19 protein-coding genes and 1 other RNA gene are annotated in these 23,309 nt (G+C 41.7%); 6 read left to right on the plus strand and 14 right to left on the minus strand.

Going from position 1 to position 23,309, the window contains the following annotated elements; genetic code table 11:
• The first annotated feature begins 99 nt into the window (after positions 1-99).
• Positions 100-1,452 (plus strand): aspartate kinase, encoded by a 1,353-nt coding sequence (locus tag H625_RS0101065; RefSeq protein WP_026858226.1) that lies wholly within the window; start codon positions 100-102, stop codon positions 1,450-1,452.
• Between the two features lie 75 nt (positions 1,453-1,527).
• Positions 1,528-3,213 carry an ABC1 kinase family protein gene (locus tag H625_RS0101070; RefSeq protein ID WP_026858227.1) on the plus strand — a complete coding sequence of 562 codons (1,686 nt, stop codon included), beginning with the start codon at positions 1,528-1,530 and terminating at the stop codon, positions 3,211-3,213.
• A 54-nt stretch (positions 3,214-3,267) separates the two neighbouring features.
• Here the strand turns inward: H625_RS0101070 and H625_RS0101075 are convergent, their stop codons facing one another.
• Entirely contained in the window at positions 3,268-3,684 is a 417-nt protein-coding gene (locus H625_RS0101075; protein WP_026858228.1) for an RrF2 family transcriptional regulator, read from the minus strand.
• 83 nt (positions 3,685-3,767) lie between these two features.
• Between H625_RS0101075 and H625_RS0101080 the strand changes: the two genes are divergently transcribed.
• Complete coding sequence (locus H625_RS0101080; protein ID WP_026858229.1) at positions 3,768-5,066, plus strand: replication-associated recombination protein A; 1,299 nt, start codon at positions 3,768-3,770, stop codon at positions 5,064-5,066.
• Positions 5,067-5,334: 268 nt separating this feature from the next.
• Here H625_RS0101080 and ssrS read toward each other — a convergent pair.
• Both ssrS and H625_RS0101085 read right to left on the minus strand, forming a co-directional pair.
• A non-coding RNA gene (gene ssrS, locus H625_RS13330) (6S RNA) lies at positions 5,335-5,529 on the minus strand.
• Positions 5,530-5,588: 59 nt separating this feature from the next.
• The gene (locus tag H625_RS0101085) at positions 5,589-6,284 is read right to left on the minus strand and encodes a Crp/Fnr family transcriptional regulator (protein ID WP_035784894.1); all 696 of its coding nucleotides are present in this window, start codon (positions 6,282-6,284) and stop codon (positions 5,589-5,591) included.
• 120 nt (positions 6,285-6,404) lie between these two features.
• On the opposite strand from H625_RS0101085, the gene H625_RS13525 reads away from it, so the two are divergent.
• Genes H625_RS13525 through H625_RS0101100 form a run of 3 tightly spaced genes read left to right on the plus strand, consistent with a single transcriptional unit; the run spans position 6,405 to position 8,738 of the window.
• Positions 6,405-6,566, plus strand: a complete 162-nt coding sequence (locus tag H625_RS13525) for a cytochrome c oxidase subunit 2A (protein ID WP_156897163.1) — start codon at positions 6,405-6,407, stop codon at positions 6,564-6,566.
• Between the two features lie 11 nt (positions 6,567-6,577).
• Positions 6,578-7,069: a cytochrome c oxidase subunit II gene (locus H625_RS0101095; RefSeq protein ID WP_026858231.1), complete on the plus strand. Its 492-nt coding sequence runs from the start codon at positions 6,578-6,580 to the stop codon at positions 7,067-7,069.
• Positions 7,062-8,738, plus strand: a complete 1,677-nt coding sequence (locus tag H625_RS0101100; RefSeq protein ID WP_051238923.1) for a b(o/a)3-type cytochrome-c oxidase subunit 1 — start codon at positions 7,062-7,064, stop codon at positions 8,736-8,738. The genes H625_RS0101095 and H625_RS0101100 overlap by 8 nt, the downstream gene beginning before the upstream one ends.
• Before the next feature lie 21 nt (positions 8,739-8,759).
• On the opposite strand, the gene H625_RS0101105 is transcribed toward H625_RS0101100, so the two are convergent.
• The 11 genes from H625_RS0101105 to tgt form a co-directional block, all read right to left on the minus strand.
• Positions 8,760-9,413: a YwaF family protein gene (locus tag H625_RS0101105; protein WP_084135650.1), complete on the minus strand. Its 654-nt coding sequence runs from the start codon at positions 9,411-9,413 to the stop codon at positions 8,760-8,762.
• A gap of 145 nt (positions 9,414-9,558) precedes the next feature.
• Complete coding sequence (aspS, locus tag H625_RS0101115; RefSeq protein ID WP_026858234.1) at positions 9,559-11,322, minus strand: aspartate--tRNA ligase; 1,764 nt, start codon at positions 11,320-11,322, stop codon at positions 9,559-9,561.
• On the minus strand, positions 11,323-12,585 hold the full coding sequence (gene hisS / locus H625_RS0101120; RefSeq protein WP_026858235.1) for a histidine--tRNA ligase: 1,263 nt from the start codon (positions 12,583-12,585) through the stop codon (positions 11,323-11,325). It lies immediately after the preceding gene.
• Positions 12,586-12,895: 310 nt separating this feature from the next.
• On the minus strand, positions 12,896-13,633 hold the full coding sequence (locus tag H625_RS0101125) for an N-acetylmuramoyl-L-alanine amidase family protein (RefSeq protein ID WP_026858236.1): 738 nt from the start codon (positions 13,631-13,633) through the stop codon (positions 12,896-12,898).
• Positions 13,633-14,085: a D-aminoacyl-tRNA deacylase gene (dtd, locus tag H625_RS0101130; protein WP_026858237.1), complete on the minus strand. Its 453-nt coding sequence runs from the start codon at positions 14,083-14,085 to the stop codon at positions 13,633-13,635. The genes H625_RS0101125 and dtd overlap by 1 nt, the downstream gene beginning before the upstream one ends.
• A 9-nt stretch (positions 14,086-14,094) precedes the next feature.
• Positions 14,095-16,269, minus strand: coding sequence for a RelA/SpoT family protein (locus H625_RS0101135; protein ID WP_026858238.1), 2,175 nt, complete (start codon positions 16,267-16,269; stop codon positions 14,095-14,097).
• A gap of 106 nt (positions 16,270-16,375) precedes the next feature.
• On the minus strand, positions 16,376-16,894 hold the full coding sequence (locus H625_RS0101140) for an adenine phosphoribosyltransferase (RefSeq protein ID WP_026858239.1): 519 nt from the start codon (positions 16,892-16,894) through the stop codon (positions 16,376-16,378).
• Between the two features lie 13 nt (positions 16,895-16,907).
• On the minus strand, positions 16,908-19,148 hold the full coding sequence (gene recJ / locus H625_RS0101145) for a single-stranded-DNA-specific exonuclease RecJ (RefSeq protein WP_026858240.1): 2,241 nt from the start codon (positions 19,146-19,148) through the stop codon (positions 16,908-16,910).
• A 57-nt stretch (positions 19,149-19,205) separates the two neighbouring features.
• On the minus strand, positions 19,206-21,485 hold the full coding sequence (gene secDF, locus H625_RS0101150; RefSeq protein ID WP_026858241.1) for a protein translocase subunit SecDF: 2,280 nt from the start codon (positions 21,483-21,485) through the stop codon (positions 19,206-19,208).
• 98 nt (positions 21,486-21,583) lie between these two features.
• Positions 21,584-21,841: a preprotein translocase subunit YajC gene (yajC, locus tag H625_RS0101155; protein WP_026858242.1), complete on the minus strand. Its 258-nt coding sequence runs from the start codon at positions 21,839-21,841 to the stop codon at positions 21,584-21,586.
• Positions 21,842-21,859: 18 nt separating this feature from the next.
• Positions 21,860-23,008, minus strand: a complete 1,149-nt coding sequence (gene tgt / locus H625_RS0101160) for a tRNA guanosine(34) transglycosylase Tgt (RefSeq protein WP_026858243.1) — start codon at positions 23,006-23,008, stop codon at positions 21,860-21,862.
• Positions 23,009-23,309: the final 301 nt, after the last annotated feature.

Consider the following 23,309-nt stretch of genomic DNA (forward strand, 5'->3'; position numbering starts at 1 on the left):
TTCGTAAAAAAACTCAAGTGATTATTCAGAAAACTCTACACTTTTCTAATCTTTTCATGTAATATAATCAGCTAAACTAATAAAAAAAAGGTGTTAATTATGAAAGTAGCTAAATTTGGTGGAAGTTCCCTATCTAATGCAAGTCAAATAAAGAAAGTCGCATCCATAGTTCAAAACGATAAAGATATTAAAACAATTGTTGTCAGCGCACCCGGTAAACGTCACGATGATGATGTTAAAGTGACCGACATGCTTATCGCACTGTACACAAATAAAGTTGCGGGTATTGATACCGATGACGCTTTAAAAGAAATATTAAAACGGTATAAATCAATTAATGAAGAATTATCAATCGATCCGTCGCTGCTCGATGATTTCGAGCGTATTTTATCGGATTACTTAAATACAATTGATGATAACGCTGTACTGCTCGATGCGCTGAAATCGCGTGGTGAAGATTTCAATGCCCGTCTGATTACTGCATACTTAAATTCGCTTGGCATCCGTGCGAAGTACGTATCGCCTGAAGAAGCTGGTATTAAAGTGACAAACACACCGGCAAATGCTCGTTTAATTCCGGCGTCATACGATGATATTAATAAATTAAAAGACTACCCGGAAGACGTCCTTATTATCCCGGGCTTTTACGGCATCGCAGACAACGGCAATATCGTGACCTTTGCACGCGGCGGCTCCGATATTACTGGGGCAATTATTGCACGCGGCATCGGTGCGGATATTTACGAAAACTATACGGATGAGTCACACATTTACGCAGCTCACCCCGGTATTATCGATAATCCGTATAAAATCGAAGAGATTACTTACCGAGAAATGCGTGAACTGGCATATGCCGGTTTCGGTATTTTCCACGATGAGGCCCTTGAGCCGCTGTATCAGGAAAAAATCCCGGTAATGATCCGCAATACGAATGAACCCCATATCGAAGGCACAAAAATTGTTCCGGAGCGCACGCTTGATCCGGATATTCCAGTTATCGGTTTCAGCTGTGATGAAGGATTTACTTCAATCTCACTGCACAAATATTTACTGAATAAAGAAATTGGTTTTACACGCCGTATCCTGCAGATTCTTGAAGACTATCAGATTTCTTATGAGCATATGCCTTCAGGTATCGATGATATTTCTATTATCATGCGCTCGAATCAGTTTGAAAATAATAACTCACTCGATAAAATCATAGAGGAAATAAATCTGCAGCTTGAACCTGAATGGATTGAAGTTGAAGAAGATTTGAGTCTGCTCTTTATCGTCGGACTTGGTATGGCACGCCAGATTGGTATTGTCAGCCGCGTTACGGCTGCTCTCGCAGCAGAAAAAGTAAACATTCGCATGATGAATCAGGGCTCTACAGAGTACAGCATGATGTTCGCTATTAAGACTGAACATCACAAACCTTCAATCAGAGCGTTATTCAAGGAATTTTTCTAAGGGATTATCCTTTAACTAAAATACGTGCACATCTATAATGGAAAGTAGTATTTAAATTTTAGGAGTGACCGGCATATGAGTCTTCAGACACGGGTAAATTATATTAACCGATACCGCGAAATTGCAATGCAGTTTTCAAAAAGCGGACTCGGCTTCCTTATAGAAGAAATCGGCCTGGACCGTGTGATTTCACTGCCTAAGCGTATTTTAATGCGCCAGCAGAATAATGACGTTCTCGAGAAAACGTATGCAGAAAGAATTCGCATCTTTATCGAAGAGATGGGCACGACATTTATTAAACTCGGACAGATTGCCTCAACGAGAGCCGATCTGCTTCCGCCTGACTTAATTAAAGAACTGGAAAAGCTTCAAAGCCATGTGGCACCCTTCCCGGCAGCTGAAGCACGCAGATTAATTGAGGAATCACTCGAAGCACCGATTGATAAGCTCTTTATGATATTTGATGATGAGCCTGTCGGTTCAGCGTCAATTGGGCAGGTTCACCGTGCAATGCTGCACACCGGCGAGGATGTAGCTGTAAAAGTTCAGCGTCCAAACATTGAAAAAACTGTCCGTACAGATCTTGAAATACTCCGTCATCTGGCGGTGCTTGCTGAATCCAATCTGGAATGGGCACGTAACTATCAGGTGACCGACATGATTGAAGAATTTTCCGATGCGCTGATTAATGAGCTCGACTATACAATCGAAGCACGTAATGTTGAACGTATAGGGAAAACTCACAAAAATGACGCCAATATAAAAATCCCTGAAATATACTGGGAATATTCTACAAAAAATGTCATGGCGATGGATTTCATTAAAGGTATACCTGTAAATCACTTTGACAAGCTTGATGAGATGAATATTAACAGGAGTGAACTTGCAGATACTCTGGCAAAAGCAATATTCCAGCAGATTTTTGAAGAGGGATATTTCCACGGTGACCCGCACCCCGGGAACGTGAGTGTTTTAGAAGACGGCACGCTCGTCTTTTTAGACTTCGGTATGATTGGCAGGCTGACCAGCGATTTGAAAAGCAACTTCGGTTCCCTGCTCATATCACTGATGCGAAAAGACTCCTCCGGCGTTGTCAAAGCCATCGTTAAAATGGGTGTTGTTCCCGGTGATGTATCGATGCGCGACTTAAACCGCGAAGCAGAAATTATGCGCGATAAGTATTACGATGTGCCGCTGGCAAAACTCAATTTCAGCGATGCAGTGAATGACTTATTCGGTATTTCCAATAAGTATAAAATTAAACTGCCGCAGGACTTTACTATACTGGCGAAAACATTGTTAACACTGGAAAGTGTTGTCAGTCAGCTGGACCCTGATTTCAGTATTATGGATGTTGCCGAACCATTCGGTAAAGCACTGCTCCTGGAACGCTACAATCCGAAAAATCTGATAAACTTCCAAATCGATGAGGTACAGCAGCTTGCCAGTGAATTAAGAGAAGTGACAGAAAATGTTCACACTTTCTCAAAAGGATTAAAAAACCAGAACCTGCCGATAGAAATCGATGTTAAAGGCCGTTCTCAGTTTTCCAAACACCTCGACAGAGTCATTAACAGACTGTCGTTCAGTATCGTGCTCCTCGCCTTCAGTATAATTATGGTCGGTTTAATTGTCGGTTCGGCAATACTCGGTGAAGGCAGTATCATCTTCAGAATTCCGATTATAGAAATCGCCGCGATATTTGCTATGGGTATGTTCGCATGGCTGTTATGGTCTATCGTTAAATCCGGACGGTTTTAAATTAAAAATCGCACTTGCTCGTATACGAGTCAGGTGCGATTTTTATTAGTATTATTAAATATAGAACATATAGCCGTCGAAGTCGTCCGTATCATTATCGACGATATCGTGCAGGGTCGTATGATCCAGCACATCGTTCACTGCATCTCTGATACGTTTCCACAGGAAACTTTCATTTTTAGTTTCATGGTTATCAGCATCGACAATCATAATATTTTCTTCAACTGCACTGAATACCTGACCAACTGTAATTTCGTCGGGGGCAAAATTCAGCTCATAGCCTCCGTAAGCACCTCTCGTACTTTTAACCAGACCGTCTTTCTTTAAGTTGGCAACAATCTGCTCTAAATAGAGATCACTGATGTCGCGCTCTGTTGCGACAGACTTTACACTGCGTTTTTTAACGCCGTAATCTTTCGCAAGCGTCAGCATAAAATATAAACCATATCTTCCTCTTGTGGATATTTTCATTGTTACACCTCAATAATTTTAGTTCATGTACTTTTTATATTATAATTAAATATAACATATCTTTTAAAATAAGGTGAAATACTATGAATAAACAACCATTAAGTTACCGTATGCGCCCCGAGTCGATTGACGAAGTCCTCGGCCAGCAGCATCTTGTCGGAAAAGGCGGTATTATCAGAAGAATGGTCGATGCGAAACGACTGTCTTCTATGATACTGTATGGACCGCCTGGCATTGGTAAAACCAGTATCGCCAGCGCGATTGCAGGTTCAACTAAATATAAATTCCGCACGCTGAACGCCGTGACGGATACAAAGAAAGATATGCAAATTGTTGCAGAAGAAGGGAAAATGAGCGGCAGCGTTATTCTGCTGCTTGATGAAATTCATCGACTCGATAAGGCGAAACAGGATTTCCTGCTTCCGCATCTTGAGAAAGGCACGATTATTTTAATCGGAGCCACAACATCCAATCCTTTTCATGCCATTAACCCTGCCATCCGTTCGAGAACTCAAATCTTCGAACTTGAACCGCTGGATATTGAAGATATAAAAACTGCCATTCACCGTGCTTTAAACGATGCAGAACGCGGACTCGGTGAATACAATATCGAAATAGAAGACGACGCTGTTGAACACTTTGTCACATCAGCCCATGGTGACGTCCGAAGCGCACTAAACGCGCTCGAACTTGCAGCTTTAAGCACTGAAAAAAACGATGATGAAGTAATTAAAATAACACTCAAGGACGCACTCGACTGCATGCAGAAAGCTGCATTTCTGCACGATAAAGACGGCGACATGCACTACGATGTTATGAGCGGGCTGCAAAAATCGATCCGCGGCAGTGACGTCGATGCCTCACTGCACTATCTCGCGCGACTGATTGAAGCAGGAGATCTTGTGACGATAGCAAGACGCCTCCTAGTTATCAGTTACGAAGACGTATCATTAGCTAATCCAAATATCGCATCACGCACACTCGATGCAATTATCAGTGCAGAGCGGCTTGGTTTCCCGGAAGCGAGAATCCCTTTATCGCAGGCAGTTATTGAACTCGCACTCTCACCAAAATCGAATACAGCCATCTCAAGTATCGATAATGCACTGTCAGACGTACGAAAAGGCCGCAGCGGCGCCGTGCCGAGACATCTTCGCGATGGTCATTACAAAGGTGCTAAAGAGCTCGGCAATGCGGTTGGTTACAAATTCCCTCACAATCATCCAAACCACGTCGTCGCTCAGCAATATCTGCCTGACACGCTGATTAATCAGCGCTACTATAAAGACGACGGCATCAGCAAATACGAAGCATCGCTGAACGAGACTTATCATAATTTGAAGAAAATGAACAAAGACTCAGATTACGGCAGAAAGAAATAGTTTTAGTTAAACCCCGTCCTTTTTGGCGGGATTTTTTTATGTCCTTAATACTTATTATGGAAATAATCATCGCTCATTGACTGAGTAAACCCACTACACGGTCAGTGAGTTCCACGGTGGCACACAAACACCAAATGCGCGCCACCGAAATCTCACAGTAGAGCGCGCTCTATATAACTTTTATAATAACTCGAGTAAAATTATTAATTTTTAGAAAACACATAAAAAACTACATAAAAATAGCCACCAAGTAAACTTGGTGACTACCGAAATACCCAATGTAAGCCGTGTGTTATAGTTGATTATTTTGGCCTGCTATTTGCAGGTGGGTGCCCTGTTTCCAACTCCAAACGTCCTATTACGTTCATAGGCTTGTTTTTTGAAGGAAAACCAATTAAGCTCCCGATAAAAAAAGTGTTAGGTCAAAATATAAGTCAACACATCACGAACTCTTCAGGATTTTCTATTAATTTAATAATACCATATATTTTTTATATGTAAACTAAAAAGCATGAAAGCGCTTTAAAAAACTTGGCAAACATCTATATGACAGTTTTCACAGTTGATTAAATGACGTAATTTATCCATGTCATGTATCGTAATTATCTTCTGCTCGACAGATATAACCCCTTGTCTTTTAAGATCCCCGAGCAGTCTGTTTATGACTTCTCTCGACGTGCCGCAAATCAGTCCGAGTTCCTGATTCGTAATTTTTATAGTAATACGGATCCCTTCCGGAACTGTTTCTCCAAAAGAATTCGACAGCCGGATTAAATTCGAACACAACGCCCCGAGTTTGCCGTACATTACGCTATCACGTATTTTCGTAATCGCGCGCTGACGGTCTATTTCTATCCAGCGCATCCACTCTGTTTTTATTTCTTCGTTATTTAAAACGAGCCCTTCAAACTCTTTTTGAGGAAGTCTGTATACCGTAATATCAGTTTTCGCCTTCGCTGAAGCTGTATGCGCCTTAGGCCCGCAAAACAGCGTCACTGCTCCGAATATCCCTTTTTCCTTTAGCAGGCTGGTTGCGAGTTCTGCACCCTCTGCATGCATTCTGCTGATAAAAACCTGTCCTTTTTGAATGATATAAATATAAGCAGTCGGATCGCCCGGATGGTATATAAACTCACCCTTCTTAAACGTAATTCTATTACCGTTTTTTTCGATTTGGCTAATGAGCTCGTCAGGGTAAAAAATTATTTTATTAGTCATTTTCTGCTCCCTCGTCATTTGCTTAAATATTATCACAAAATGTGAGATTTATCACTTTTTTATAAATGAAAGTATTTTACAATTTACCTATACAAAACGTCTGAAAAAGAAGGTGAAATCATGGCTGAAGAACAGGACAGAAAAAAAGAAGAAGAAAAGCACGATGAAGATGATCATCACAAACTTGATTTACGAGGTACCTTTATGATGGTTATGGCAATTGGCGGACTGATGCTTTTAAGCTGGTTCGCTGTATTTATATTATTTATGGAAAGGATGTAAGGTGAACCGATATGCATAAATACGAAAAGATATGGATTTCTTTAGGAACAGCTTCTCTTGCAATATTTTTAATTATTTTAGGTATTTCAGCTGTTCACGGCGGACATACGCCGGCTGCAAGCGGTATTGAAACAATTCATCCGGAACATATCCGTGAAGATGCACGGTTCAGTGAGCCGGGCTTGAAGAAAGCAACTGAAGGCGATTATGACTATGATCTGTACTTTATCGCCAGTGCTTTTATGTACGAACCAGGGGAAGTCGAAATCCCTGCAGGTTCTACCGTAAAAATACACGTGACCAGTCCTGACGTTGTTCACGGTTTTCAAGTGGTTGGCACGAACATTAATATGATGGCGGAACCGGGCTTAATTTCTACATATGAGATGACATTTGATGATCCCGGTGAGCATCTTATCGTCTGTAATGAATATTGCGGCGTCGGCCATACGGATATGACATCGACGCTGAAAGTAGTAGATGGAGGTACGGATCATGACTAACTATACCGGTTCTGAAATTTTCTCAAGTAAGACAAGAGTAAATCCGAAAGATGGAAAACTCGTCTTAGCGAACATGTTCTGGGTCGCTTTTGCTTTATTAATCGGCGGCACTGCCGGTCTCTTGCAGACACTCGTCCGTTCCGGCCATTTTGAATTGCCGTTTGGCATCGGCTACTATCAGCTATTAACATTGCACGGTGTAATCCTTGCGCTCGTAATGACATTCTTTTTCATCATGGGTTTTCAGATCGCAGCCTTGTCGAGAACTGCAGGAGTATTTAACAATAAAGAGCGTACGCTCGGCTGGATTGGTTTCTGGGTAATGACAGTCGGAACCTTAATGTCCGCTGCAATGATCGCAATGAATGAAGCATCTGTTTTATATACATTTTACGCACCGCTGCAGGCGCATGTTCTTCACTACATCGGCCTCACTCTTGTTATTGTCGGCACATGGGTTTCAGTTGCCGGACAGCTGATGAGATATTTCAGATGGCGTAAAGAAAACAAAGGACATAAAACACCGCTCTTAAGCTATATGACTGCAATTAACAACGTCATGTGGATCGTCTGTACTATCGGTGTAGCAACTACTGTAATATTCCAGTTTATTCCATGGTCACTCGGCTGGGTTGAAACGATTAATATTACGCTGAGCCGTACTTTGTTCTGGTACTTCGGCCATCCGCTCGTATACTTCTGGCTGCTCCCTGCCTATATGATATGGTATGCAGTAATTCCGAAAGTACTCGGGACAAAAGGATTTTCTGATAACCTGGCCCGTGTCTCTTTCGTGCTGTTTTTATTTTTCAGTATTCCCGTCGGTATTCACCACCAGCTGGTTGATCCGGGAATCGATGCATTCTGGAAAGGTCTGCAGGTTGTACTGACGTTTATGGTCATCATTCCTTCACTGATGACTGCATTCAGTATGTTTGCTGTATTTGAAACATACGGACGTAAACAGGGCGCTAAAGGACTGCTTGACTGGTTTAAAAAGCTTCCTTGGACAGATGCACGCTTCGTACTCGTATTCATTGGTATGCTGTTCTTCATTCCAGGCGGCCTCGGCGGTATTATTAATGCCTCAGGCCAGATGAACCAGGTCGTTCACAATACAATATGGATTGTCGGACACTTCCATATTACAGTTGGTGCGCCGGTTATTCTGACATATTTCGCTGCAATGCTGTTCCTGCTGCCGCACATTACAGGCAGAAAAATCGATAAAATTGCTAACAGACTTGGCCTGTTCCTCGCCTACACTTGGGCGCTCGGCATGGGAATCATGTCATTGGCGATGCACTGGGCTGGCCTTCGCGGCGCACCAAGACGCTCTACATATTCAGAGTACGGCGGAGCTGAAGTGGCCACAGAATGGATTACCTATCAGGTCATGCAGGCTGTCGGCGGATCATTTCTGTTTATCGCGATCATTATCGCAATTCTGATGTTCTTAAAACTGATTACCGGCCCTAAAGCAGATGACATTGAAGAATTCCCGGTAGCAATGTTTATGGACCAGGACGCACCTGTTGTTAAATGGGTGGAGAACTGGCGCTTGTTAATTATTATTACAATATTCCTTATACTGATTGCATATACAGTACCGATTACACAAATGTTTACAGAAGAAATTCCAGGAGCCAAAGGCTTTAAACTCTGGTAAATACTAAAGGAAACACCAGTTTTATACCGGTGTTTCCTCTTTTTTGTTTTCAGTTTTATTTTTTCTGCTGTTAAATAAATTAATACTTAAACGAATAATTAATGCGACAATCACAAAGCCGATTCCTATCCCGAACATATTCAAAAAGAAGTATACCGGATCACTCAGGTCATGCATAAACGGTCTGTCTTCAGTATAGAAGTAGTTGCTGCCGATAGCGTTGTTCAAGAGCTGCATACCAGTTAAGTAAACAGCAAATAATATTGCGGACTGGAATGCCCCTCTAAGTGACGGCACAAATCCGTTTGTAAAATACCGGATAATCGGATAAACGATAATCAAACTGTGCAGCATAAAGAACGACATACCCAGCATGTGCAGTGCCGGTGAAATACCAACAGGGTATACGAAAGATGCATATGCAAATAATCCGAAATAGAAAATTACCTGATCGAGCCATTTCTTTTTAATGAAAAATTGAATAATGATTAAGTAACACACTAGTCTGCAGATATGCAGAGGGAGTGAATCTGTTACAGTAAACTCACCGATTATAAGGTAATAACTGACACTTACGATTCGCTGAACTACAGCAAAAATCAATATACCGAGCATTACAAGCCCGGAATTTTCTTTAATCTGATTCCGAAATTTAAACAGTAAAAATAAAATAATTTATATACCAAGCAGATAGCTCACATGATTGAAATCACCTATCTGTACCGTCTGTGCATTTGGATCAAGAAATGACTGCATATACGCCTCCTCCAAAATAAAAAAGATAAACTAAGATCTTACAATTTTAGTTTACCCAATTCTCTTAGTCTTTATCAACTGCCACGTCGATATGAAGTTCTTTTAACTGTGCTGCCGATACATCTGACGGTGCATTCATCATCAGATCGCTCGCATTTTGTGTTTTAGGGAATGCAATAACGTCGCGGATATTATCAGAACCTGTTAAAAGCATTACAAAACGGTCAAGACCGTATGCAATTCCGCCGTGCGGCGGTGCGCCGTACTGGAATGCTTCAATCAGGAAACCGAACTGGCTGTCTCGTTCTTCATCAGTGAAACCAAGTGCTCTGAACATTCTCTCCTGCAGTTCTGCATCACTGATGCGGATAGAGCCCCCGCCAAGTTCATAACCGTTTAAGACGATATCATATGCATTCGCTTTAACTTCATGCGGTGCAGTTTCAAGCTTGTCGATATCTTCTTTTTTAGGCGAAGTAAACGGATGATGTGCTGCAAAGTAGCGTCCGAGATCTTCGTCGTATTCGAATAAAGGCCAGTCAGTAACCCAGATAAAGTTAAACTGTTCTTTATCAGTTAATCCAAGGTCTTTACCAAGTTTATTGCGCAGGTTGCCGAGTGCCGCATGTACAACGGAGTCTTTATCTGCTACGAATAATACAAGATCATCAGTTTTCAGAGACAGTGTTTCAGACAATTCCTGTTTCTTCTCATCGTCGAAGAATTTAGCAATCGGCCCCTGCAGTCCGTCTTCATTTACTTTCATCCACGCAAGACCTTTTGCTCCGTAGTTTTTCACGAATGCTTCAAGTTTGTCGATGTCTTTACGCGAAAAATCAGGTGCAGCGCCTTCTACAACAATCGCCTTAACAGAACCGCCTGATTCAACCGCTGCTTTAAATACTTTAAAGTCAACGGTGCTGCTGAATTCGCTTAAATCCTGAAGTTCCAGTCCAAAGCGTGTATCCGGCTTGTCTACACCGTAGCGTGCCATTGCGTCATCATACGTAATACGCGGAAACGGTGCAGGAATGTCGAGACCTTTAACCGTTTTCATCACATACTGAATCAGACGCTCGTTCATGTCGATAATATCTTCCTGATCGGTGAATGATTTCTCAATATCGATTTGTGTAAACTCAGGCTGTCTGTCAGCACGGAGGTCTTCATCGCGGAAACATTTAACAATCTGATAGTAGCGTTCCATACCCGACAGCATTAACAGCTGTTTGTAAATTTGCGGAGACTGCGGCAATGCGTAAAATTCGCCCGGGTGAACACGTGACGGCACTAAATAGTCACGCGCGCCTTCGGGTGTCGACTTGGACAGTACAGGTGTTTCAATATCCATGAAATCTTCCTGAGCTAAAAAGTCCCTGACTGCTTTATTAATTTTAGAACGTGTTTTTAGAATCCCCTGAAGTTTTGGACGGCGCAAATCAATATAGCGGTATTTCAAACGCGTATCTTCATTGATATTGTCATCGCTTACTTGGAAAGGCGGTGTTTTGGATTTTGCCAGAATTTCAATTTCTTCAGCGTAAACTTCTATTTCACCGGATTCAATATTTTTGTTCACCTGTTTTGCGTCACGTTTTTTAACAGTACCTTTAATATCCACTACAAATTCCGTACGGATTTTATCGGCAATCGTTAACGCTTCTTTAGATACGTCAGGGTTAAAGACAACTTGAATCAGCCCGTTTTTATCTCTTAAATCGATAAAAATCAGTCCGCCAAGGTCACGTCTTTTTTGTACCCAGCCCTGCAGATGAATTGATTCTTCAACTGTATCCATTGTTACTTCATTAGAATATATACGTGTCATCTACAATTCCTCCAGTGTATTAATTATTTCTTCAAATGATAATTTTTTAGTTTCGCCTGTCGCCATTTCTTTCAGTTCGGCCTGACTGCTCTGTAACTCATCTTCACCAAGCACGATAGTATAGCGTGCTTTCTTTCTGTCAGCATCTTTCATCTGTGCTTTCAGTTTGCGGTTTTCATAATCCATATCCGCACTGACACCGCGGGAACGTAATTTGTGAAGCAGTGTACCTGCAGTATCACGTGCTTGATCAGTCATTGTGCAGACATAAATATCGATACCTTTATTTTCTGGAATATCGATACCTTCTGCTTCAAGTGCAAGCAGTAGACGCTCAATACTTAAAGCAAAGCCGATGCCAGTCTTGGCAGGGCCGTCTATCATCTCTAAGAGACCGTTGTAGCGCCCCCCGCCGCATAATGTTGTAATGGCACCAAAGCCTTCAGCATCGCTCATCAGCTCAAACGCAGTGTGCGTGTAGTAATCGAGTCCGCGCACAAGGTTGTAATCCACTTCGTATTTAATATCCAACTCATCAAGTTTTGCCTTAACTGTTTCAAAATACGCTTTTGACTCATCGTTTAAATAGTCATAAATACGCGGTGCCGATTTAACAAGCTCGTGATCGTGATCTTTTTTACAGTCGAGAATACGCATCGGATTTGAATCAATGCGTGTCTGACAGTCGTGACAGAATTCATCGATGCGCGGTGAGAAGTGTTCTACAAGCGCTTTGTTATATTGTGTTCTGCTGTCAATATCTCCGATAGAGTTAATGACTAGCTTCAGATTCTTAAGACCGAATGACTGGTAAATGTGCATCAGCATGCTTAGAATTTCCACATCGATTAATGGATCTTCAACACCGATTGCCTCAACGCCGAACTGAACAAACTGGCGGTAGCGTCCTTTCTGTTTGCGCTCATAACGAAACATCGGTGCTACATAGAATAATTTAACCGGCTGTTCAACATTGTGCTGCATTTTGTTTTCAATGTAGCTGCGTGCTACGGGTGCAGTACCTTCCGGACGCAGTGTTAAGCTGCGGTCGCCTTTATCCTGAAATGTATACATTTCTTTATTTACAATATCTGTTGAGCCGCCCACTGCTCTGACAAAGAGATCAGTTGATTCGAACATCGGTGTGCGGATTTCATCGTAGTTATAATTTTTCGCAATTTCATGAAGTTTTTTCTCGATAAACTGCCATTTATATGACTCTTTTGGCAATATATCCTGTGTGCCTCTTGGTACCTGTATCATAATTATCACTCCTGTTTTTTTATAAAAAAAATAAAATCCCTTATACCGAAAAACGGTATAAGGGACGAAATGGTCGTGGTGCCACCCTAAGTTCAGCACAAAAAAGTGCTCTCTATTACAGATAACGGCTGTGACCGCTGTATATACAGCTTCTCTGATTCGAAGTGTCGGCAAATATCATTTGAAGTATTCACTTTCAGCCTGGGTGAATTTCTCTGTGTCTCATTATTGATATTCTCTTCGTTAAGAAGGAAATATATTAAGTTGAATTATTCTCTTTATAATAGTCAGATTGCTTATCTTTGTCAAGCTAACGACTTAAATAACTGTCTATGCCTTCCATAATTGCCGTAACCATTTCGCCCTGATATTCTTCCTGATTTAAAATATAATCATCGAACTCATTGCTTAAATAGCCGAGTTCAATTAATACTCCGGAATAATCGAGCTGCCAGACGACCTGGTACTCCATGACCTGATTGCCGCGGTTATAAAGAAGAGAATGCTCATCGAGCGCAGCATTTAAATGCTTGCCGAAGTCTTCCTGGTTCGGATAAGTATAAAATGTCGTGAACCCTGAAATTGCAGGGTCATCAAAAGCGTCACTGTGCAGACTGATAAATAAATCCGCTTCGACTTTACGGTCATCGAGACTGACAGTTTCGTCCTCTCCGCGGGTCATAATTACCTCTGCTCCCGCTGCAATCAGCTGACTCTCAAGCTGTGAAGCGATTGAGTAAACTACATGGTCTTCATCTTCCCCGTAATTGCTCGGCGCACCGGGGTCATCCCCGCCGTGTCCCGGATCAAGTGCCACTGTCGTACCGCTGAAATCATAACTCACTGCTTCTTCATTACCTGTGAAGTCCATAGTAATTAATTCTTCCGGTTCATGTATGACATTTTTATAAACGTAAACCGAAATTAACACTATACCCAGCGCAATAATTATAAAAAAGAGCGGTTTAACGTACAGATGCTTTTTGTACTTAAGGAAATAACCGATTGCTTCCGCAGTTTTTTTGAAGATTGATTTAAGTGAATCCATCAGATAACTTTACCGCCCTCGGCTTCGTAAATAATAGTAATGGGACCGTCATTTGTCAGCCTCACATCCATATGTTCCCCGAAAAAGCCTTCTTTAACGACGATATCTTCAGCGCGGAGTGCTTCGTTAAATACTTTATAAAGTACTCGTGCATCTTCGCCTGAAGCCGCTTCAGTAAAACTCGGACGGTTGCCTTTTAAAGTGGATGCATACAGTGTAAACTGCGACACACTTAAAATTTCTCCGCCGACTTCTTTTATCGATAAATTAATTTTACCGTCTTTATCTTCAAAAACACGGGCATTTGCAATCTTTCTTGCAAGAATGCGGGCGTCGTCTTCAGTAGATGATTTGCTGACACCTACTAATAAACAGTAGCCGTCATTAATTTCATTAAACATTTCGTTGTTGGCAACCAGTGCGTGTGAAACCTTCTGTAAAATGATTTTCATCTCTATACCTCACTTAAATACGCGTTCAACGCTGTATATGTCTTTTAATTGTTTAATTCTGTCGACTGCACGGTGCAGTTCATGCTTGTTCGGCACCATAATCGATAAACTGACTTTTGCCTGTTTCGTTTCGTCTGCGTGTCCGTTAACTCGTGTAATCGGCACTTTCAAACTGGAAATTAAATTTAAAATTTCATTGACCAGACCGTTGCGGTCGTAGCCTGTAATTTCGAGATCAACCTGATACCGCTTATCGAGACTCTTGTTGCCGACCCATTCAACATCGATCAGACGTTCGGTTTCATGCATAATGTTCGGACAGGTTGCCACATGTACTTTTACGCCGTGCCCTTTTGTTATATAACCGATAATGTCGTCTCCCGGAATCGGATTGCAGCATTTGGATAAATTGATAAGCATATTATCCATACCCTCAACATATACACCGGACTCTGTCGTAATTTCCTTATAATGATGTCTGCGGTCAATCTCTTCAATCTGGTTCGACTTCAGTTCTGTTTCCTTAATTTTTTCAAGGAGACGGTTCGTCACCTGATTCGCTGTCACTCCGCCGAAGCCGATCATCGCAAACAAATCATCTTCTTCGTTCAGATTATATCGTGAAAGAACACTGTCTACATTAGAATCATGAATGACGTCATCAGGATTATAACCGCGCGCTTTAATTTCAAGGTCAACAGCCTGACGTCCTTTTTCAATGTTTACTTTACGGTCCTGTTTCTTAAAGAATGAACGGATTTTATTGCGTGCACTCGATGTTTTGACCATTTTCATCCAGTCGATACTTGGTCCGTAAGACTGCTTGCTCGTTCTGATTTCTAAAATGTCTCCTGTTTCAAGTTCATGGTCAATCGGGACGATTTTACCATTTACTTTGGCACCGACCATCTTGTTCCCTACTTCGGAGTGAACCTGATAAGCGAAGTCAATCGGAATTGCGCCCTGCGGCAGTTCAATAACATCACCGTCCGGTGTAAAGACGTATACTTTATCGCTTAATAGATCCGTTTTTAATGCAGCCATAAATTCCTCTGCATCAGGGTTATCCGTCTCGTTGCCGACGATATCTTTAAACCAGTCAAGGCGTGCATCGAGCGAAGCTTTGTCCGCATCGACACCTTCTTTATATGCCCAGTGTGCAGCCACACCATGTTCTGCGATTTCATGCATTTCATGTGTGCGAATCTGAATCTCAAGCGGATCGCCGTTCGGTCCGACTACAGTCGTATGAAGTGACTGGTACATATTCGGTTTCGGCATTGCAATATAGTCTTTAAATCTGCCCGGCATCGGACGCCATATTGTATGAATTATACCGAGTGCTGCGTAACAGTCTTTCACATCGTTGACGAGTACACGGATTGCGAGCAGATCAAATATCTGTTCGAACTGTTTTGACTGCTTCTGCATTTTTTTGTAAATACTGTATATATGTTTCGGACGTCCGGATAAGTTATGTTCCACCGAACTGTCATCGAGCTCTGAATCTATTTTTTCAATAGCTTCGTCAATAACATTTTCCCGTTCACTGCGTTTCTTTTTCATCAGACTGACAATACGGAAATACTGTCCAGGCTCTATGTATCTGAGTGCTATATCTTCAAGCTCCCATTTAATGCTTGAAATACCAAGACGGTGAGCGAGCGGTGCATATATTTCCAGCGTTTCACGCGAGATACGCACCTGTTTTTCTTCAGGCATTGCTTTCAGCGTGCGCATATTGTGAAGACGGTCAGCAAGTTTTACTAAAATCACACGGATATCTTTCGCAATTGCGATAAACAGTTTACGGTGATTTTCAGCCTGCTGCTCCTGCTGAGAACGGTATTTTACTTTTTCAAGTTTCGTTACACCATCTACGATAATCGCCACTTCTTCATTGAACATGCCGATTAAATCATCATATGTATACTGGGTATCTTCAACGACATCATGCAAAAATCCTGCAACAATTGTCGGTGCATCGAGTTTCAGCTCTGCTAAAATTCCCGCAACCTGTACAGGGTGTGCAATATATGGCAGACCATTCTTACGGAACTGTCCCTCGTGTGCTTCATGTGCCAGCTCATATGCTTTTTTGATCAGCAGCATATCGCTGTCATCGAGATAATCACCGCACATATTGAAAACATCTATTGCTGTATACGGGTATTCCTTATCCATGATCACGCCACCCTTCCCTGAAATTTATATATAAAATAATAATACTACAAATAAATGTCTAAAGAAACCGAACCTATAGAAAAAAGCCTGTATTTACAGGCTTTTCTTAACTTTCATAAGTGATTAATGAAATTGTATCATAACCTTCGAGCAAATCCATTCCATTTAAATACTCAAGTTCAATAAGGAATGCAATTCCGACTACAATGCCGCCCATTGCTTCGATTAATTTAATCGTCGCCATGATCGTACCGCCGGTTGCTAAGAGATCATCCGTAATCAGCACACGCTGACCGGGTTTAATCGCATCTTTGTGCATTGTCAGCAGGTTTGTGCCATATTCAAGTTCGTATTCGAACTCCAGTACTTCGCGAGGTAATTTACCTTTTTTACGTACCGGTGCAAACCCGATTTCCATGCTGTAGGCTACCGGGCAGCCGATAATAAATCCGCGCGCTTCAGGTCCGACAACGATATCCACATCTTTCGCATCGGCGTACTCTACAATCTGGTCAGTTGCATATTTATATGCAGGACCGTTGTCCATAATCGTAGTGATGTCTTTAAAACTGACACCTTCTTTTGGCCAGTTTTCAACTTCTGATACATACTGTTTTAAATCCATAATTTCCTCCAATTTACGTTGTAATTAATGTACGTAAATAATCTTTCATATTTTGGCCGGAAGACATTTTAAGTTTGGCTTCGGCTTCAATTTTAGTAGTTAAGCGTTTTAAATATTGACTGTTTTCTATATGAATTGAGCTCTGTACTTCATCCTTATATACTATACCACTTTCGAGCCGAATTCGTGACAAATCTGCTAAAATATCGATAATAATTTTTAAGTTTCTCATCGATGTGCCTATTCTCTCAGCAAGATGCGGCGCATGAATTGATAAATCAATCGCCCCGTCTTTTGCCTTCATTATTATTTCATCCGCAGACTCAATTAATTGCTTCGATGGCAGTCCTTCAAAGAACAATTCATTTTTATCGTTGAAGATAACGATAATTTTAGAAGCCTGCAGTCCTTTCATCGTCGTCTTCAATTCTTCAAGGTCGTAAGGAATATCCCGAAGCACTAAAGTGCTGACCGCAATCGGCAGTGACTCACCGTATGTGAAGTAATTATTTTTACCATCATTATCTTCACTTGTGACAAACAGATCATCCTGTTTTATCAGTGAAAAATCCTGTTCATTCTTTGCGCGCATATCTATAATCTGCAGATCGTCGATACGTGCATCGAGCAGCACCATCTGCAGCGTGCGTTTATGATTAAAATCATTAATGTTTAAAGAACCAATCAGACTGATTTTATCTCCAGGCTGAACTTCATTGTGCAGAAAGCCGAATTTAAAGCCGATAATATCAATATCCAGTTCCTGGAGTGTAATTTTAATATGGGATAAATCCTTGCCGACCTGACGGATACTTTTAACCGTCTGGTTTGTAATCATAAATACGGGCTTGTTAAAGTCCTTGCCGAAAGGTTTTAATCTGCGGATTCTCTCAAAATCTTTCAGCGTTAAATTATCATTGGTAATTTTATAATCAATATACTGAATCGGTTTTAAGTTCAATTCAAGGTTATTAAAATATGCTGTCACAGTTTCTTTAAATTCATTAATCGAGTCTTCATAAACGGATAAGCCGAGTGCTTGTGAATGACCGCCGAGTGTTGCGAAATAATCCTGATGTTTTTTTAGTACACTGAGCAGGTCAATGCCTTCGATAGAACGTGCCGATCCTTTAAATACATCAAAATCACTGCTCATTACAATAGCCGGCTTGCCGAACTGATCGACCAGTCTTGATGCTACTATCCCTAAAACACCCTGATGCCAGTCTTCACCTGTCACAATATTGATTTCATTATTTTGATTGACCTGTGCCGATGCTTCTTTATAAATCATTTCAACGAGTGCTTTTCTTTCGGTGTTCAATTCTTCAATGCCTGAAGCAATTTCATATGCGCGGTTTTCATCATCGGCCATTAACAGCTCCACACCGATTGATGCTTCGTCCATTCTGCCTGTCGCATTTAGTCTCGGCGCAATAGTAAAACCGATTGTTTCCTCATCAATTGTACCTGAGTGATTACTCATTTTTAACAGCGTCGATAAACCGAGCGGCATTTGCTGATTGAGCACAGCGAGCCCTTTTGTAACAAGTGATTTATTTTCATCTGTCATCGAGACGATATCTGCGACTGTGCCGATAGCAGCAAGACCGAGATATTCATCTTTCTGGAGACCCAATGACTCAAGTACTTTGTATGCTGCACCGACACCGGCCAGTTCCTGGAATGGATATTTACTGTCAGGATATCCTGCGTGGACAATTACAGCATCCGGAATTTCATCGGCAAAAGCATGGTGGTCAATAATCACCACATCGATGTTATTTTCACGGAGCAGTGCAATTTCCTTCGCTGCGGCCACACCATTATCAACCGTAATTACAAGATCGGCATTTCCGACAACTTCAAATTCAAAAAAATCATAGTTCGGCCCGTAACCGTGTTCCATTCTGTTCGGGATAAAATAAAAAACATTTTCATTTTTCTCTTTCAGTGCATCATAAAGAATCGTTGTGCTGGTAATGCCATCCGCGTCATAGTCACCGTAAATTAAAATCCGGTTGCCGGCATAGAGATGTTTTTGAATCATTTCAGCCGCTTCATTAATATTCGGTATATACTGCCAGTTGTATTCCGCCGGCGCTAAAATCTCATCGACTTTATCCGGAGTATTATATCCGCGGTTTTCCAGCAGTGTCGTTTCAAGATGGTTTAATTTATATTCTTTTTTAATGTCTTCACTTAATTTTTCAGTACGTTCCCTTACCTGCCATGTATATTTTGATGTAAACATAATTATCACCTTTTTAAAAAACGTCCAGGCGCACCCGGACGTTTTGATTTACTATTCTTATACTAACACTTTATCATCATTTTTTGATTTTTCACTGTAGACGACAATTTCTCCGCCCGACTTTCTGAACTGTCTGCGTTTTAATACACCCCACAGCTGAATCGCGATAAAGAACGATGAATACACACCGCTGACGAGACCGATTAACAGTGCCAGCGAGAAGTTAAAGATTGATGTTGCGCCGAACAGCACGAGAAAGACAACGACGATTAATACCGTCAGTATCGTATTGATTGAACGCGTTGCTGTTTGTCTTAATGAACGGTTGATAATAACATTGATCTCATCTTCACTTCTAATAACTTTAATCTTACGGTTGTTTTCACGTATTCTGTCCATCGTTACAATGGTGTCATTAATCGAATAACCGACAACAGTTAAGACCGCAGCAATTATCGTAATGTCCACTTCGATGCGGAAAATTGAAAATACTGCAAGAATGACAAAGACATCATGCATCAGCGCAATAACTGCCGGTAATGCCATGCGCCATTCAAAACGAATGGATGCATAAATGATAATACCAATTGAGGCGATGATTAATGCAATAATTGCATTTTGCACCAGCTCCTGTCCGATTACCGGACTGACTGTACTGACCATCGGGTCACTGCCGTAAAGCTCATTGAAGTGCGACTGCATTGCTGTGACATCTTCCTGAGGAAGATCTGTACCATAGCGTGCAACAATTGTATCTTCACCTGACATCGTCAGGTTTTCAGGCGGTATGCCCAATGTCTCAAGTTCACTTTCAACCTGCTGCACTGTCGCAGTCCCGTCTGTCACAATATCTGCTCTCGTACCGCTGGTAAAGTCGATACCGAGATTCAGTTTAAAAATAAATAGAATGATTAATCCTGCAGCTACGATGAGTCCGCTCAGCGCGAAAAACTTATTCGCATGCTTGACGAAATCAAAGCGGTCCCATGGAGATGATAAATCTTCAATATCTTTACCTTCAGCAATATTATGAATATTTTTTTGCTTAACTCCGAACCAGCCTTTTTTATTGTTGGCGTAATTCGACTGCACAATCAGCGACATAATGACACGTGTCAGGAATACTGCAGTGACGAAACTCATTAAAATGGATAAGAGGAGCATCGTCGCAAATCCTTTAACACTGCTCGTCCCGAAAATAAACAGGACTATTGCCGCGATTAAAGTAGTTAAGTTAGCGTCGACTATCGTCCATAAAGACGATGCGGCGGCTTTTTTATAAGCCTGTTTTAAGCTGCGGCCGATGCGCAGTTCATCTTTCAGCCTTTCGTATAAAATAATATTCGCATCGACTGCCATGCCGACCCCTAAAATTAAAGCGGCAATTCCAGGCAGCGTCAGCATTCCGCTGATAGCATTAAAGCCGGCGATTGTGAGGAATATATAGACAGTCAGTGTAATAACTGCAACAAGACCCGGCAGTCTGTAAAATCCGAGCATAAACAGGAACACAAGACCAACCCCGATTAAGCCTGCTGTAACTGTTTCATCGAGTGCCTGTTCACCGAACTGGGCACCGACAGATGTCGAATACACTTCATCCAGTTTTACCGGTAATGATCCAGAATTAAGTAGTGATGAAATATTCTGTGCGCGTTCGACACCTTCCTGGCCGTCAAATCCTCCGGAAATCATAACGTCGGTAGAATTTATCGGCTGTGATACAGTTGGTGCAGAAATAAATTTCGGATTTTCCTTTTGGACTTCCTGGACAAATGAATCTTCACCTTCGACAAAATCCATCCAGATTACCATCAGGTTTTCACCTGGCGGACGTTCGGAAATTTCTTCAGTGACTTCTCTGAACTTATTGCTGTCTTGAAGTTCTAAAGACACCATTGCGTTGTTCATTTCATCATAACCCTGTGAGGCTCCGCCCTGAACTAAATCTTTCCCTGATAACAGCACATTATCATCAATATCACGGATCGTCAGTTCCGCCTGCGTGCTTAACAGCTCGCGCGCTTCCTGCTGATCCTCAACACCTGCGAGCTGTACTCTAATTCTGTTATTGTCCTCAATTTGAATATTCGGTTCTGATACACCAAGGACATTGACCCGGGAATCGAGTGTCGATGCTGTACTCCGGACTGCATTATCATCAATCGTATCCCCTTCTTCAAGCGGTTCAACCTGATAAAGCACTTCAAAACCGCCCTGAAGATCCAGCCCCAGATTCACATCATTCAGTACATCTTTAAGCGTTAATGCGATCGTTGTAAACAGTACAACAACAATCATCAAAGCGATAACTAATTTACTAGACTTCTTTTTCACGTGGACACCTCTAATTTTTACAGTGAGTTAATTATAACGTTAAAAATTATAAAGATAAATAAAAAAAGCCGACGAATGCCGACTTGGTTTCATTGTTTTTATTTTACAACTTCTTTTAATGCAACACGGTCAAATTTAAGAACCGCTGCTTCATCTGTACGTAAGTACATGTGTTTTTGATCAAATGATTCTACAGTGCCGTGCATGCCGCCGATTGTAATAACGTTATCGCCTTTTTGCAGTCCAGCCTGCATTTCTTGAACTGCCTTCTGTCTCTTTTGAGCCGGGCGGATCATTAAGAAATACATAACTAAAACTAAAACGATTATCGGTGCGAAAGTTACGAGTAATTCCATTGCGCAATTTCCTCCTGCTTAGAAATTTTTCGGATTTTCTTTATTTAATCCATAAGATTCGAAAAATGCTTCTTTAAAGTCCAATAAATTATCATTTAAAATTGCAGTTCGAACATCTTCCATTAAGTTTAACAGAAAATACAAGTTATGATAAGTAGTAAGTCTCAATCCGAGAATCTCATTTGCTTTAAATAAATGTCTGAGATACGCGCGGGTATAGTTTTTACATGTGTAGCAGTCACAGTTGGGATCAAGCGGTGTAAAATCGCGCTCGAATTTTTTGTTTTTTACAACGACGCGCCCTTGTGAAGTCATCGTTGTGCCGTTACGTGCAATACGAGTCGGCAGCACACAGTCAAACATATCAACACCGCGGATAACCCCTTCAATTAATGCATCCGGCGAACCGATACCCATTAAATATCTGGGTTTATCTTCAGGTAATAAATGAACAGTTTCTTCAAGTACTTTGTACATGACCGGTTTCGGTTCACCAACGGATAAGCCGCCGATAGAATACCCTGGGAAGTCCATAGACACTAAATCTTTGGCACTCTGTTCGCGGAGGTCTTTATACTCTCCGCCCTGGACGATACCAAACAGCGCCTGGTGTTTATCGTGTCCTTTTTTAACGTGGTGGTTTAAACCGCGTTCAGCCCAGCGCGTCGTACGCTCAACCGATTGTTTTACGTAATCGTGTGTCGACGGAATTGCCGCGCATTCATCAAAGCTCATCATAATATCAGAGCCGAGGTCGTGCTGGATATCCATCGCGCCTTCAGGTCCTAAAAATAATTTAGAGCCGTCCAGATGGCTGCGGAAATGCACACCCTCTTCGGTAATCTGACGTCTGTGGCTTAAGCTGAATACCTGGAAACCGCCTGAGTCAGTAAGAATCGGCTTATCCCAGTTCATGAACTTGTGAAGTCCGCCGGCCTCTTTAATAATGTCATTACCCGGACGCAGCCATAAATGATATGTGTTCGATAAAATAATCTGCGAACCAATATCAGCAAGCTCTTCCGGTGACATCGACTTGACTGTTGCCAGCGTGCCGACCGGCATGAAAATCGGCGTATCAATAACACCGTGCGGTGTATGAAGTTTACCGAGACGCGCTCCAGTCTGTTTGCACGTTTTAATATGTTCATAGCGAATAGCCATGATGTTCACCTCTTTATTAATTTACTGCGGCTGCGGGATATTGTGTCTGGGTTGGAGTTGAGTTGAGCTGGAATACTTTGTGGAGTCCGCATGGTACTTCAAATGCTTCAGGAGTACCTCGCGCATTCAACATCGTACTTCAAACGCTTCAGGAATACCTTGTCGATTCAACATCGTACTCCAAGCGCTTCAGGAGTACCTTGTCACTTCAACATCGTACTTCAAACGCTTCAGGAGTACCTCGCGCATTCAACATCGTACTTCAAACGCTTCAGGAGTACCTTGTCAATTCAACATCGTACTC

It is taken from the genome of Jeotgalicoccus psychrophilus DSM 19085 (assembly GCF_000425845.1).
Lineage (GTDB): Bacteria > Bacillota > Bacilli > Staphylococcales > Salinicoccaceae > Jeotgalicoccus > Jeotgalicoccus psychrophilus.

Bases quoted from the DNA above. Each gene is read 5' to 3' on its own strand.
- H625_RS0101065 (WP_026858226.1), top strand. From the start codon at position 100: ATGAAAGTAGCTAAATTTGGTGGAAGTTCCCTATCTAATGCAAGTCAA.
- H625_RS0101070 (WP_026858227.1), top strand. From the start codon at position 1,528: ATGAGTCTTCAGACACGGGTAAATTATATTAACCGATACCGCGAAATT.
- H625_RS0101075 (WP_026858228.1), bottom strand. From the start codon at position 3,684: ATGAAAATATCCACAAGAGGAAGATATGGTTTATATTTTATGCTGACG.
- H625_RS0101080 (WP_026858229.1), top strand. From the start codon at position 3,768: ATGAATAAACAACCATTAAGTTACCGTATGCGCCCCGAGTCGATTGAC.
- H625_RS0101085 (WP_035784894.1), bottom strand. From the start codon at position 6,284: ATGACTAATAAAATAATTTTTTACCCTGACGAGCTCATTAGCCAAATC.
- H625_RS13525 (WP_156897163.1), top strand. From the start codon at position 6,405: ATGGCTGAAGAACAGGACAGAAAAAAAGAAGAAGAAAAGCACGATGAA.
- H625_RS0101095 (WP_026858231.1), top strand. From the start codon at position 6,578: ATGCATAAATACGAAAAGATATGGATTTCTTTAGGAACAGCTTCTCTT.
- H625_RS0101100 (WP_051238923.1), top strand. From the start codon at position 7,062: ATGACTAACTATACCGGTTCTGAAATTTTCTCAAGTAAGACAAGAGTA.
- aspS (WP_026858234.1), bottom strand. From the start codon at position 11,322: ATGACACGTATATATTCTAATGAAGTAACAATGGATACAGTTGAAGAA.
- hisS (WP_026858235.1), bottom strand. From the start codon at position 12,585: ATGATACAGGTACCAAGAGGCACACAGGATATATTGCCAAAAGAGTCA.
- H625_RS0101125 (WP_026858236.1), bottom strand. From the start codon at position 13,633: ATGGATTCACTTAAATCAATCTTCAAAAAAACTGCGGAAGCAATCGGT.
- dtd (WP_026858237.1), bottom strand. From the start codon at position 14,085: ATGAAAATCATTTTACAGAAGGTTTCACACGCACTGGTTGCCAACAAC.
- H625_RS0101135 (WP_026858238.1), bottom strand. From the start codon at position 16,269: ATGGATAAGGAATACCCGTATACAGCAATAGATGTTTTCAATATGTGC.
- H625_RS0101140 (WP_026858239.1), bottom strand. From the start codon at position 16,894: ATGGATTTAAAACAGTATGTATCAGAAGTTGAAAACTGGCCAAAAGAA.
- recJ (WP_026858240.1), bottom strand. From the start codon at position 19,148: ATGTTTACATCAAAATATACATGGCAGGTAAGGGAACGTACTGAAAAA.
- yajC (WP_026858242.1), bottom strand. From the start codon at position 21,841: ATGGAATTACTCGTAACTTTCGCACCGATAATCGTTTTAGTTTTAGTT.